Source organism: Streptomyces sp. NPDC017890 (assembly GCF_044328675.1).
Lineage (GTDB): Bacteria > Actinomycetota > Actinomycetes > Streptomycetales > Streptomycetaceae > Streptomyces.
On sequence record NZ_JBIRHU010000008.1, the window covers coordinates 229967 to 242928 of the forward strand.

Genomic DNA, 12962 nt, shown 5'->3' on the forward strand with positions numbered 1-12962 from the left:
TGTGGGCGTGGCCGACGACCTGTTCAAAGCCCTGGCCGACCCCACCCGTCGGACCATCCTCGACGAGCTCGCGGAGAGATCCGGACAGACACTGTTCGAGATCTGCTCGAGACTGAGCATGAAGCATCAGCTCGGCATCTCGCGTCAGGCGGTCTCCCAGCATCTCGCCGTGCTGGAGGGCGCCGGGCTCGTCGAGACCAGGCGGGAGGGCCGATACAAGTTCCACGACCTGAACACAGCCCCGCTCCAGCAGATCACCGAGCGCTGGCTCGTGCCCGACACGCACCGATCGTAAGAGAGCACCCATGAAGATCCATATGACCAGCGTCTTCGTTGATGACCAGGCCAAGGCTCTGCGCTTCTACACCGAGATTCTCGGCTTCGTGAAGAAGCACGACGTGCCGGTGGGGGAGAAGGACCGGTGGCTGACCGTCGTCTCGCCCGACGAGCCCGGCGGCACCCAACTCCTCCTGGAGCCCGCCGGCCACCCGGCCGTCAAGACCTACCGTGACACGCTCGTCGGGGACGGCATCCCGCTCGCCCAGTTCGCCGTCGAGGACGTGACGGCGGAATACGAGCGCCTGCTCCAGCTGGGCGTTCGCTTCACCCAGGAGCCGCTGGAGATGGGCCCCGTCACCACCGCCGTCTTCGACGACACCTGCGGCAACCTCATCCAGATCGCGACACAGGAGCAGTAGGCGACAGCAGACGGCAGGCCTCGACGTGTACGCCGAACGTCGCAGGCCTCGGGCCCCGGCCTGCTCCGTCGGAACCCCGGTCAGGCGGCCCGCGCCTTCTCGTGCTTCCAGAAGCCCGAGAAGGTGATGCGGTCCTTCGGCAGCCCCAGACGGTGCAGATGTCTGCGGCCCTCGGTGGCCAGGGCCGACTCGCCGACTACGAAGGCGTATCCCGTCGCGTCGGCGCAGGAGAGCCGTCGCAGCTCACGGAGTGCGGCGACGCCGGGAACGGAGGTGCTGTCCTGACGCACGACCCAGGAGACGGTCACTCCGGCCGGTCCGTTCAGTGCGCGCCTGTCCTCCGCGGTGGGAACCTCCTGGATGAGCCGTCCGACGGTCCCGCTGGGCAGGGAGCGCAGAATGCCCGCCGCGGCGGGCAATCCGGTCTCGTCGGCCACGACGGTGACCTCGGAGGCGTCGCGCGGGCAGTCGAACAGGACGCCTTGGTCGAGCAGCGCCAGGGCGTCTCCCGCGGCGGCTCGGCAGGCCCAGATCGCGGCTCTGCCCTCGATGTCGCCCCCGGGGCCGCGGTGCACGACGAAGTCGATGTCCAGCTCCGCCTTCTGCTGACGGAAGTCGGCGACGGAGTAGTTGGCGCAGTGCGGCCGTTCGCGTTCGGGGATGGCGAGGTAGGGCTGCCACCACTGGGAGCCGCTGAACTCAGGGAGGAGGAGGCGGCGTTGGTGGGGGAGCTGGAAGAACAGCCGGAACCAGTGGTCGTACCCCAGCCATGGAAACTCGGCAAGATCCGTGCCGGTGACGGTCACACGCTGCATGGACGGGGAGACACGTTCGGTGCCCACCACGCGGGCGCGGAACATCCTGGGGTGTTGTGGCATGAGCCGACGGACCTTCGCCATGCAGGACAGGCTAACCTAAGTTGAACGTCGTATCACCCTCCTGGCCCCTGAAGGGGCGTGGACGCACCCGCCGTCCCTCGTCGTCGACGTGACTCCACTCGGGCGGCCGCGGGGCGGCGAGCCCAGTGACTGGGCAGAAGCACGCGTTGCCGACAACCGCGTCCCATAACCTTGTGCACGGAGACGTCAGACGCATCTGTATCCACATTGAGGAGGCGACGGTGCTCGGAAGGGGCACGCGGTTGCTCGCGGGCGCCATGACCCTGGCCTGCATGGTGCTCGTCGGGGCCAGCGCGCCGAGCGGTGTTATCCCGGCCAGGTCACTGCCCGTCGATGCCGTCAGGGACGTCGTACCGAACCGGGTCATGACGTGGAACATCTGCAACCCTTGCGAGGTGAGCAATGCCGACCGGGCAGCGGAGATCGCCACGTACGCGCCCCAGGTCGTCGGCCTGCAGGAAGCGTGCGTGCGTGACGTCGAGAGGATCCGGGGCTACCTGAAGAGCCTCTACGGGCTGGATTACCACGTCGAGTACGGGGCGGTGCTGCGTCATCGCGGCCGCTGCGGGGGAGTGCCCTGGAATCCGGGGGCCTTCGGCCAGGCCGTCCTCTCGGCAGCACCGATGACGGACCCCGTCAACGTGGAATACCCCGACGGCGGATCCGAAGACCGTGGGTACATGGCAGTCACCACCACGGTGGGCGGCCAGTCCGTCCGCGTCTTCAACACACACCTCGCCCACCGACGTCAAGAAGCGGTCCGAGCGGACCAGTCCGGTGTACTCGCCGCAGATGTCGCCCGGTACGACCGCGCAGTCGTTCTCGGTGACTTCAACGCCGTGCCGGACGCCCCCGAACTCGGCAGGATATGGGCGCTGGCCGCGGACACTGACCCTCAGTGCCGTCCCTCGCCCGTCGGCACCTGCAAGCCGACCACCGACTGGCAGAGCAAGTTCGACTACATATTCCTGCGAGGCTTCGCCCCGCTCGAGCACCGCGTGCAACCCACCCCGTACTCGGACCACCACCTGCTCCACACCGACCTGGAGTCGTGACCGGCAAGCGGTGGCCGAAACCGGGTGCGGACCGCCTGCGCCGTGGTGTGTCATCGAGGGTATGGCGATTGTGTCGGGCAAGCCGAAAGTCGACGGACTGAGCGGGACTGTGGGCGTGCTGCGCGAATGGCAGTACGAGGGGGCGCCGATGCAACTGCATCCGGGGGACCTGGGATGGTTCTGGCGGTCGGGTCCGGAAGCAACGGCCGCGGCGGTCCGGACGTGGAGCCGGGACGGACAGATCCTCGCCGTCGGGCTGCTGGACGGTCCGGGGCTGCTCCGGCTGACGATCGCACCGGACGCTCAGCTGGACGAGGAACTGGCGCGGCAGTTGGTCGAGGACGTGACCCGGCCGGAGCGCGGCGTGCTGCCCGAGGGAAGGGTGAACATCGAGGCACCGTTGGGCGCACTGCTCCAGGATCTGCTGCTCGAGGACGGCTGGAACGCCGACGAGCCATGGACACCGCTGCGCCGAGACCTGACGAAGCCGGTGAGGGATCCAGCCGTGCGGATCGAGGTGGTGGGGCCGGAGCGGGCGCACGAGTTCACCGCCGTCCATCGGGCAGCGTTCGACGGGTCGGCGTTCACGGACGAGCACTGGCACGCGATGGCGGCCGGCTTGCCGTACGCCGACGCCCGGTGTCTCGTCGCGTACGACAACCGAGGCGACGCGGTGGCAGCGGTGACGGTCTGGTCGGCCGGCCCCGGCAGGCCCGGGTTGCTCGAACCGATGGGAGTACACCCAGAACACCGTCGTCAAGGCTACGGAGAGGCCATCACCGTCGCCGCGGCAGCCGCACTCCGGGAACAGGGCTCCTCCAGCGCGCTCGTCTGCACCCCGAGCTCCAACGTCGGCGCCGTCGCCACCTACAAGTCAGCCGGATTCCGGCAACTTCCCGAGCTCCGGGACCGATACCGGGACGCCTAGCGTCCTGTGCCAGTGATCGACCGCCGTCGGCCGGGAAGTGATGCCCGCCCGTTCGTCTGTGTCGGGTCCGTGATGAAGTCGCAGACCGCTGGTGAACATAGTGGTCTCCTTCCGTGTCCTTCACCACGGCATTGCTGCAAAGCAGGGAAGTCGAGGTGTGGCGTTATGGCCGGTCGATGTACTGATTTGCGACCCCACATCGGCCGCCGCAAGGTCTGGGCAGCCCGGATGCCGGGGCGAGCTACCTGTAGGCGGACGGCTTTATGATCGTCAACGAACTACTGTCTCCGCGCCCGTCCTCCTGAATTCGACGGAACTTGGCGACCGCGAACGTAACTGGCCGAGCGGGTCGCGCGACGGTGACGCATGTGAGGAAAGGTGAACTCCATGGCCCTCGGGCTGCTCCGCCGTCGGCGTTCCCGCGGCACCTCCGGTGCCGGACCGAGCATCTCGGTCCCCCTGCCGCCCGATGCAGGGGCCTTCGGCTTCGAGGTCGTCGATTCCATGGGGCAGCCCATAGGCGGAGCCGACGTCACCGTGACCTCGCTGGACAGCCACCGGGTGGTGACGCGTGGCACCACGGACCCTCACGGCTACTTCATCGCGACGCTGCCACCGGGCGCCTACAGCGTGATGACCGTGGCGGAGAGCCTGTCACCCGCCCGCGAGAACGTCGACATCGCCGCCGGTGTGGCCCTGCCCCCGGTGCGTATCACGCTCACGCCCGCCCGCCGGCTGGAACTTCCGACAGCCGGAACCTGGCTGTTCGACCCTCCGCACACCGCGATCCGGTTCATCGCCAAGCACGTGGGCATGGCCCACGTCCATGGCCGGTTCACCCGCTTCCAGGGTGGTATCCGCGTCGCACCGAACATGGCCGACTCGCACGTCTCGGTGCGCATCGACGCCGCCAGCATCACCACGGGCAACAACACCCGTGACAACCACCTGCGTTCCGCCGACTTCCTGGACGCGGAACGCTACCCGTACATCGACTTCACCAGCACCCGGTTCGCCCACCGCGGCGGCTCCAAGTGGACCCTGCACGGCACGCTGACCATGCACGGCACCAGCCGCTCCGTCGGCCTCGACACGACCTATCTCGGGACGGTCAACGGAGGCTACGACCAGGAACTGCGCTGCGCGGCGCTCGCGAAGGCGGAACTCCACCGGGAGGACTTCACCCTCAACTGGCGTTCCATGCTGGCCCGCGGTATCGCAGTCGTCGGACCCACCGTCCAACTGGAACTGGACGTACAGGCGATGTACCGCACCCACGACACGCCCACGCCCCCGGACTAGGCCCTCGAAGGGAGACGCCTGACGTGGGCTGCGGCCCGTCAGGTGTCTTCAGGCCGTCGAGGGGTGCGGACCGGGGCTCATCCGGCCGCGCACCCCCACATCATGTTGATCTTGTGCAGCTTCGCAGTCGACCGCGTGGAAGCCGGACGAGGCCACCCGTCTCGCCGGGCCTGCCCGGCGACACCGTGACAGCACGGAGCGATCAGATGGGAAAGGTCTCACGATCATGGGTATCTTCAGCCGTCGCCAGACCGACGTCCTCGAGCCGGCCCCGGCCGACGACACCGGTACCACCGTCGCGGAGGCCGCGACCCGGGGTGTCGCGCTCGCCCCGGCACTTCGCGCGCTGACCGGGCGATGGACCATCGACCGACCGCACAGCCGCATCGGATTCTCCGTGCGGCACGCGATGGTCACAACGGTGCGGGGATCCTTCGCCGACTACGACAGCACGTTGTACTTCGACGGAGCCCGGCCCGCACAGTCGCGGGCCGAACTCGTCATCCGGGTCGCCAGCGTCGACACGGGCGTGGAACAACGGGACGCGCACCTCGTCGGCCGTGACTTCTTCGACGCGCGCCGCTACCCGGAGATGACCTTTCGCAGCACCTCCACCCTCCACGAGGGCGGAGAGAGCTTCCGTATGACCGGGGATCTGACCATCCGCGGCGTCACCCGGCCCGTCGACCTGCAACTCGACTACCTCGGCTCGGTCCTGGACCCGTTCGGCTTCGAGCGGGCCGGCTTCGACGGCACCACCACCATCGACCGCACGGAGTGGGGCCTGGTCTACAACCAGCGCTTGAAGGCGGGCGGCACGATGGTGAGCGAGAAGGTCCGACTGCAGTTCGACATCTCCGCGGTCCGGTCGACGCCGTAGAGGGCGCTGGTGGGCCGCTCGGGCCGCGAGGCCGTAGTGCCGTGGCCGAGCGGTCGGCGCCGAACCGCACCTGTGCCCACTCTCCGTACCCGCTCAGGGGCTGATGCCGCGTACGGGGTCACTCGGCGCGGTGTTCCGCCGTCGGCGCTGCGCGGCGACGTTCGCGACGGGCGCGGCGAGCATCAGCGCCCGGGTGTAGGCATGCCGGGGAGTTGCGGTGACGTCGGCGGCGTCGCCCGTCTCCACGATCTCTCCCCGGTGGATCACCGCCACCCGGTGGCTCATGAAGCGCACCACGGACAGGTCGTGCGTCACGAAGAGGTAGGCCGTTCCGGTCTCCTCCTGGATGTTCAGCAGCAGGTCGAGCACGGCCCGTTGGGTGGTCAGGTCGAGCGCGGACACCGGCTCGTCGCAGATGACGAGCCGGGGCCGCAGGGCCAGCGCGCGGGCTATGGCGACCCGCTGCCGCTGGCCCCCGGAGAACTCGCGCGGCAGCCGGTGGACGGCGTCCGCGGGCAGGTGAACGCGGTCGAGGAGGCTACGGACCCGGTCCCGGGCCTCCTGCGGGCTCGTGCCGTGCGCGATCAGCGGCTCGGCGAGGATGTCCCCGACGGTCAGCGAGGGATTCAAGGAGGTGTACGGATCCTGGAAGACGACCTGGAGGTCCCGGCTCAGTGCACGGCGGCGGGCCCGGCCGGCCCCGTGGATGTCCTCCCCGGCGAAGGTGATCGTGCCGGAGCGGACCGGCACCAGCCCGAGCACGGCGCGGCCGATGGTGGTCTTGCCCGACCCGGACTCCCCGACCAGACCGAGGGTCTCGCCCGGCCGGATGTCGAGCGACACGCCCTTGAGTACTTCGGTGTGCGGGGCGCGTCGGCCCCTGCCGGGGAAGGAGACGCGCAGGTCCCGCGTCTGGAGCAGGGCGTCCCGTGCGACGGCGGTGTCGACGGTCTCGGTGACGTCGGCGGTCATACGGAGGTGCTCCTCGCCTCTCGGGGCTGCCAGGGGCCACGTGCCGGAGCCTCGTCGAGGACGGCATCGAGCAGGGTCCGGGTGTAGGGGTCCTCCGGGGAATGGAGGACCTGTTCGGCGGTGCCGCTCTCGACGATCCGGCCGCCGTTCATCACCGCGACGCGGTCGCACAGATCCGCGACCACCCCGAGGTCGTGCGTGACCAGGAGGACGCCGAGTCCGCGATCCCGCTGCAGCCTGCGCAACAGGTCGAGGATCTCCGCCTGGACCCGCACGTCGAGCGCGGTGGTGGGTTCGTCGGCGATGAGCAGGGCCGGGTCGCAGGACATCGCGCCGGCGATGAGGACCCGTTGGGCCATGCCTCCGGAGACCTGGTGCGGATACAGCCGCAGGGTGCGCTCGGGGTGCGGTATCTCCACCAGACGCAGCAGCTCGACGGCGCGCCGGGCCGCCTCCTTGCGGGAGAGGCCGAGCACGTGGCGCATGGGTTCCATGAGCTGGCTGCCGATGGTGAACGCCGGGTCCAGGTTGCTCATCGGTTCCTGCGGGACGTAGGCCACGGTACGGCCCCGCAGCGCGCGGCGGTCGCGTTCGGGCAGCCCGACCACCTCCTGACCGCCGACGAGGACGCTGCCGCCGCCGATCAGTCCCCCGGAGGGCAGGAGGCCCAGCACCGCGAAGGCGGTCTGGGTCTTGCCGGAGCCGGACTCGCCGACGAGGCCCACTATCTCCCCGGCGTGTACGTCGAGGTCGACGTCGTGCACGACCTTCTTCTCGGTGCCGTCCGGCCGCGTGTAGGCGACGGTGAGCCCGCGCACGGAAAGCAGTCCGGCCCGGTCGTTCGAGGTGCCTCCGGTGGCGGCCCGGTCCGTGCCGGCGGGCACCGGCGCGGTGCGGCGGCGCGATGCCCGGGGGCGGGCGGCGGCCGGCTGCCCGGTGGGGTCCTCCAGCCCGTCGCGCAGGGCCGAGGCGAGCAGGACGAGAGCGCCGTTGGTCAGTCCCAGGGCGAGGCCCGGCCACAGCATCAGCAGCGGCGCGCGCTGGATGTTCTGGAACGCCTCGTTGAGCATCGCGCCCCAGGTCGCCGAGGACCCGCTGCCGACGCCGAGGAACTCCAGACCGGCCTGCAGGCCGATCGCGACGCCGGCGACGAGGGCCACCTGGATGATGACCGGGCCGCGTACCACGATCAGGACGTGCCGGGCCACGATGCGGGCGTCGGACAGACCGGAGACCTTCGCGGCGTCGATGTACAGCTCCTTGCGCACGCCCGCGACGATGCCCCGTACCAGGCGGTGGAAGCTCGGTGCCGCGAGGACGCCCAGCACGATCATCAGGGCCCACACGTCGGGGCCGAGGATGGCACGGGAGGCGAGGAGCACCACCATCGCGGGCAGCGCCATGACGAGATCGACCGTCCAGTTGGCGGCGGAGTCGAACCGGCCGCCGCGGTAACCCGCGTACAGCCCGGCCGGCACGCCGAGGGCGAGGGCGATACCGAGGGCGATGAGCGCTCCGCCGAGGGTGTTGCGCCCGCCGTACAGGATGCGGGAGAGGATGTCCCGGCCCGCGGAGTCCATGCCCAGCGGATGCGCGCCGTCGGGGCCGGCGAAGGCCTGGCCGAGCGATGCGGCCGAGGGGTCCTGCGGCGCGAGCCAGGGGGCCAGGAGAACCGCGGCGACGAGCAGCACGAGCACGGTGGCGGACACGGCACCGAGCGGGTTGCGCAGCAGCCGCCGCAGCACACGGGGGTTGCGCGCGGCCTTGCTGCCGTCGGCCCGCGCGGCGCCGTCGGGGTGACCCGTGGCGGCCGTGCCGGGTGGGCCGGCCGGAAGGTTTTCGCTCATGCGGCCCTCGCCTTCGGGTTGAGCCAGCCGATCGCGATGTCGACCAGAAGGTTGATCAGGACGACGCCGACCACGGTGAGCATGACCAGTGCCATGATCACGGGGATGTCGCCGCGGGTGGTGTAGGTGACGGTCATGCTGCCGATGCCGGGCAGTCCGAAGATCTGTTCCACGACGACCGCGCCGCCGAGCAGGCCCACGAACTGCATGCCGAGGACCGACAGCGCGGGTGCGGAGGCGTTGCGCAGGACGTGGCGGAAGACGATCCGGGATGCGGGCAGGCCCCGGGCGCGCAGTGTGCGGACGTAGTCCTGGCGCAGTACGTCGATCACCGCGCCGCGCACCTGCTGGGAGACGCCGGCGACGGAGGCGACCGAGAGGGACAGCACCGGCAGCGTGATCGTGGACAGCCAGCCGCTGGGGGAGTCGGTGAAGGGGATGTAGCCGATGGCCGGGAACCAGTTCAGCTCGACCGCGAAGAGCAGGACGAGGACCAGCGTCACCAGGAAGCCGGGCAGCGCGTAGCCCACGACGCCCAGCACCTGGACGAAGCGGTCCACGGCGCCGCGCCGCACCCCCGCCCAGACACCGAGCAGGAAGGACACGGCCGTGGTGACCAGGGCGACGCCGACCATCAGGCTGGCGGTGACCGGCAACCGGCTCCACACCGCCCGCGTGACGTCCTCGCTGGTGAACCAGGAGGTGCCGAGGTCACCGCGCACAGCGTGCGCCAGCCAGTCGGTGTACTGCGCGAGCACTGGCCGGTCCAGGCCGAGTGACGCGTTCTTGGCTTCGACGGCGGCCTGGTCGGCGCCCTGGCCCAGGAGCTGCCGGGCGACGTCCGTGTCGGGAATCGACAGCAGCGCATAGGTGAGGAAGGAGATGACGGCCAGGAGCAGGGCGCCGGAGGCGATCCGGCGGGCGATGAAGGTCAGCATGGCACTCGGTATCCGTGACGCGGCGCCGGGGGTGGTGCGGGCGTCGGCCGCCCGTAGCCCTTTCCCCGGCAGTCCGGGGTCACTTGGCGGGGGAGTAGTTGTAGATCGACGGGACGGCCATGCCGGACTGCGGGCGGATGTTCACCGAGCCGTCGGAGACGTGCAGGTAGGTCATCCGGTAGAAGGGCACGAACCAAGCCTCCTTCACCAGGTGCTCGCCCAGCGCCCGCACCGCCGCCCCGGCCTGTTCGGCCGAGCCGGACTGGATACGGGGAACCAGCTCCCGCACGGTGGCGTCGGTGGTACCGAACATGTTGAAGGCGCCCGGGGTGACGAGTTCGTCGACCACCACCCAGTCCGACGAGGACTGGCCCATGTTCATCACCATCCCGGAGTAGGCGCGGTCGGTGAACACCTTCTGGACCGCGGAGGCTCCGTCGAGGTCGTCCCAGACCAGCTTCACGCCGATGGCCTCGAGGTCGGTGGCCAGCGATGCGGCGAGCGCGTCGTTGACGATGGCGGCGATGCGGGGGAGCTTCAGCGTGAAGCCGTCGGCGTGGCCCGCAGCCCGCAGCAATTCCCTGGCCCTGTCGGGGTCGTGGGCGTAGTACGTGTCCAGCTTCCTGTCGTACCCCCGGGTGTCGGGGCCGAAGACCTGGGAGGTGATCTCACCGCGGTTCTGGCGGATGGCCCCGAGCATCGTCTTCCGGTCGACGGCGAGGTTGAGCGCCTGGCGGACGCGGGGGTCCTGCAGCTGCGGGGTCAGCTTCCCGTCCCGGTCGAAGAGCAGCAGCCCCTGGAAGTCGAACTCCTGCTCCGTCGTCTTCATCCGGGGGTCGGACTCGACGCTGATCTGCTGGTCGGCGCTCTGCAGGAGGGCCGCGTTCACCTGGCCGGTCTTGAGGCCGTTGACGATGGCCGTCTCGTTGTCGAAGAAGCTCATCGTCACCGTCTCGTACGGGAGGGGATCGCCCCAGTAGTCGGGGTTGCGCTGGTAGACCCACTTGGTGCCGACCGCGGTCTTCGACTCCTCGAGACGGTAGGGGCCGGTGCCGTCGGGGGACGTCTTGAGGGCGTCACCCCTGCCGAAGGCCGCCGGGTTGGCCATCAGGCCGGCCGCGTCGCTCAGGTAGAAGAGCATCGCCGGGTTGGGCTGCTTCAGCTTCAGCGTGGCGTGCGAGGCGTCCTCGACCTCGACCGACTCGAGGTCCTTGAGCCACTTGGCGTCGGCGCCGCCGCCCTTCTTGAAGCGCTCCATGTTCGCCTTGACCGCCGTCGCGTCGAAGACGGTGCCGTCCGCGAATTTCACGCCCTCGCGCAGGGTGAGAGCCAGCTCGGTGCGGTCGGCGTTGTACTTCCACGCGGTGGCGAGCATGGGACGGAACTCGCCGTCCGGCTCACGCTTGACGAGCGTGTCGTACGTCGCCTGGAAGAACGGCAGGGCGCTGCCGACCGCCTGGGCGGGGTCGAGGCTCTGCGGGAACGTCATGGTCGCGATGTTCAGCGTCGACGTGCCGGTGCCCGCGGTTCCGGAGCCGGTGCACCCCGCGAGGGCGAGGGACGCCGCCACGCAGACGGCCGCGGCCCCGGTTCGGGTGGTTCTGGTCATGTGGATCGCTCCGTGTGGAGGGCCGGGAAGGGAGGTCCCGGACGAGATGGGCGGTGAGCTTAACCACAGAACTAACCGCTTGGTAGGTTTTTCACGGGGAAGCCGGCCGGCTGGTAACTTCCGGTCCTCGCGGGGCCGTGGCGGGCGCCGCCCCTCGATCCACCGGTGCCGACGGCAGGAGACCGCCGAAGTGAGCGCACGTTCCCAGGACGTTCCGCGCCGCCCCTCCAAGGGCGAGCGGACGCGGGCCCGCATCCTGGACTCCGCGACCGAGCTGTTCGCCCGATCCGGCTTCAACGCGGTGTCGCTGCGGGACATCGCGGCCCACGCGGGGCTGACCCACGCAGGGGTGCTGCATCACTTCCCGGGCAAGGATTCCCTGCTGGCCGAGGTGCTGAGCCACCGCGACCGGATCGACGCGCAGTCGGTCTTTCCCGGCATCACCCACCCGGGCACGCCCGAGCCGGCGCCGGCGGAGCGGCTGCGCATGCTGACCGGCGTGGTCGCCCGCAACGCCTCGACCCCGGGCCTCGTGGCGCTCTACACCAAGCTGTCCGCCGAGGCCACCGACCCGGGGCATCCCGCTCACCACTACTTCAAGGAGCGGTACCGCGTACTGCGGGAGGAGCTGACCCTTCTCGTCGACGCGCTGCGGGAGGCGGTCGACCCGCCACCCGTCGTCGAACCGGCTGTCGTGGCACGGCAGTTGCTGGCACTGATGGACGGGCTGCAGACGCAGTGGCTGCTGGAACCGGAGGCCGTGGCGATGGAGGACACGGTGCGCGACTACCTGGTCCGGCTCGGACTCGATCCGGACGGCGGCGTGCGGGAGGCCGACGTCAGCGGGTGAGGGCGGCGAGCACCGCATCGGCCGTACTCCGGTGCCCGGCGGCGTTGGGGTGGAAACCTGCCGCCGACGCGGTCTCCTCGGGCTCGATCCAGCGCACACCGGCCGGCCGGCACACATCGTGCCCGACGGAGGGGCCGTAGGCGTCGACATAAGTGGCGCCGTGCTTTCCTGCCTGCCGCGCGAGCATGGTGTTGAGCTGCTTCGCCTTGTCCCGGAGCCAGGGGAAATCGCCTTCGGCGAGCGTGACCGTCTCCCGGCAGGCCGTGCCGTCCTCGGGGAAGATCGCCGGATACCCGACCAGCAGGACCCGGGCGTCGGGGGAGCGGGCGTGGATCGCGTCGAGGACGGCGGCGAGGCGCGGTGCCGTGCCATCGATGCGGGAGCCGATCTCGTCCCTGCCGAACAGCGTGTAGCTCCACTCGCAGGGCGCGCCGCGCGGGGCCACGTGTCCCAGGAGCACGCAGCGGGTGATGACACCGGCGAGGTCGAGGTCGTTTCCGCCGATGCCCAGCGTCACCAGGGTGGTGTCGGGGCGCAGGGCGTCGAGCTGTGGTGGAACCGATTCCTGAGGAGCGGTCATGTGACTGGTTCCGGCGCCCGCGCACGTCACGTCGGTGAACGAGTCGGCTTCCACCGCTCGGGCCACCAGGGCGGGGTAGTTGACCGACGAGCGCCCGCACGCCGGGTCGGTCTGTTCGGGGATGCCGGGCCCCGAGCTGAAGGAGTCGCCGAGGGCGACGTAACGCACATCCGCTGCGGTCTGTACGGCCACGGGTGTCCGCGCCGGAATCGCGGAGGCGGCCGTGGCGGCGCCGATCAGGGCGGCGAGGGCCGCTGCGGCGGTGAACGCGCGCCGCGCCGCGTGTCTGCCGGGCGGTGCGCCGGCCGGTTGGCTGGAGGGAGGCATGACGGCTCCTCGTTTCGGAGGCGAGGGGAAGTGCGAAAACCGTACGGTGATCGGTTTCTGGTCGTCAATAGGCGTGC

At 70.2% G+C, this 12962-nt stretch carries 13 protein-coding genes; 7 read left to right on the plus strand and 6 right to left on the minus strand.

Features of this window, described 5'->3' with window-relative positions; genetic code table 11:
* Nucleotides 1-7: 7 nt before the first annotated feature.
* Together ACH4F2_RS13185 and ACH4F2_RS13190 are read left to right on the plus strand one after the other, a co-directional pair.
* Nucleotides 8-295, plus strand: a complete 288-nt coding sequence (locus tag ACH4F2_RS13185; protein ID WP_398132804.1) for an ArsR/SmtB family transcription factor — start codon at nt 8-10, stop codon at nt 293-295.
* Nucleotides 296-305: 10 nt separating this feature from the next.
* The gene (locus tag ACH4F2_RS13190) at nt 306-698 is read left to right on the plus strand and encodes a VOC family protein (protein ID WP_398132805.1); all 393 of its coding nucleotides are present in this window, start codon (nt 306-308) and stop codon (nt 696-698) included.
* An 80-nt stretch (nt 699-778) separates the two neighbouring features.
* Here the strand turns inward: ACH4F2_RS13190 and ACH4F2_RS13195 are convergent, their stop codons facing one another.
* Entirely contained in the window at nt 779-1597 is an 819-nt protein-coding gene (locus ACH4F2_RS13195; protein ID WP_398132806.1) for a siderophore-interacting protein, read from the minus strand.
* 257 nt (nt 1598-1854) lie between these two features.
* Here ACH4F2_RS13195 and ACH4F2_RS13200 point away from each other — a divergent pair, with 257 nt between their 5' ends.
* The 4 genes from ACH4F2_RS13200 (at nt 1855) to ACH4F2_RS13215 (ending at nt 5762) form a co-directional block, all read left to right on the plus strand.
* Complete coding sequence (locus tag ACH4F2_RS13200) at nt 1855-2652, plus strand: endonuclease/exonuclease/phosphatase family protein (RefSeq protein WP_398132864.1); 798 nt, start codon at nt 1855-1857, stop codon at nt 2650-2652.
* A 61-nt stretch (nt 2653-2713) separates the two neighbouring features.
* Nucleotides 2714-3580: a GNAT family N-acetyltransferase gene (locus ACH4F2_RS13205; RefSeq protein WP_398132807.1), complete on the plus strand. Its 867-nt coding sequence runs from the start codon at nt 2714-2716 to the stop codon at nt 3578-3580.
* Nucleotides 3581-3967: 387 nt separating this feature from the next.
* Nucleotides 3968-4882: a YceI family protein gene (locus ACH4F2_RS13210; RefSeq protein WP_398132808.1), complete on the plus strand. Its 915-nt coding sequence runs from the start codon at nt 3968-3970 to the stop codon at nt 4880-4882.
* 226 nt (nt 4883-5108) lie between these two features.
* Nucleotides 5109-5762: a YceI family protein gene (locus ACH4F2_RS13215; RefSeq protein ID WP_398132809.1), complete on the plus strand. Its 654-nt coding sequence runs from the start codon at nt 5109-5111 to the stop codon at nt 5760-5762.
* 93 nt (nt 5763-5855) lie between these two features.
* Here ACH4F2_RS13215 and ACH4F2_RS13220 read toward each other — a convergent pair whose 3' ends face one another.
* The 4 genes from ACH4F2_RS13220 to ACH4F2_RS13235 form a co-directional block, all read right to left on the minus strand.
* A complete protein-coding gene (locus tag ACH4F2_RS13220; protein ID WP_398132810.1) occupies nt 5856-6734 on the minus strand; it encodes an ATP-binding cassette domain-containing protein in 879 nt (292 codons plus the stop codon).
* Nucleotides 6731-8581, minus strand: a complete 1851-nt coding sequence (locus ACH4F2_RS13225) for a dipeptide/oligopeptide/nickel ABC transporter permease/ATP-binding protein (RefSeq protein ID WP_398132811.1) — start codon at nt 8579-8581, stop codon at nt 6731-6733. Before ACH4F2_RS13225 ends, ACH4F2_RS13220 begins: the two co-directional genes overlap by 4 nt.
* A complete protein-coding gene (locus tag ACH4F2_RS13230; RefSeq protein WP_398132812.1) occupies nt 8578-9519 on the minus strand; it encodes an ABC transporter permease in 942 nt (313 codons plus the stop codon). Before ACH4F2_RS13230 ends, ACH4F2_RS13225 begins: the two co-directional genes overlap by 4 nt.
* Before the next feature lie 79 nt (nt 9520-9598).
* A complete protein-coding gene (locus tag ACH4F2_RS13235; RefSeq protein WP_398132813.1) occupies nt 9599-11128 on the minus strand; it encodes an ABC transporter substrate-binding protein in 1530 nt (509 codons plus the stop codon).
* 190 nt (nt 11129-11318) lie between these two features.
* Between ACH4F2_RS13235 and ACH4F2_RS13240 the strand changes: the two genes are divergently transcribed.
* The gene (locus ACH4F2_RS13240; protein WP_398132814.1) at nt 11319-11978 is read left to right on the plus strand and encodes a TetR/AcrR family transcriptional regulator; all 660 of its coding nucleotides are present in this window, start codon (nt 11319-11321) and stop codon (nt 11976-11978) included.
* Here the strand turns inward: ACH4F2_RS13240 and ACH4F2_RS13245 are convergent.
* On the minus strand, nt 11968-12885 hold the full coding sequence (locus tag ACH4F2_RS13245; protein ID WP_398132815.1) for an SGNH/GDSL hydrolase family protein: 918 nt from the start codon (nt 12883-12885) through the stop codon (nt 11968-11970). The genes ACH4F2_RS13240 and ACH4F2_RS13245 overlap by 11 nt on opposite strands.
* Nucleotides 12886-12962 lie beyond the last annotated feature (77 nt).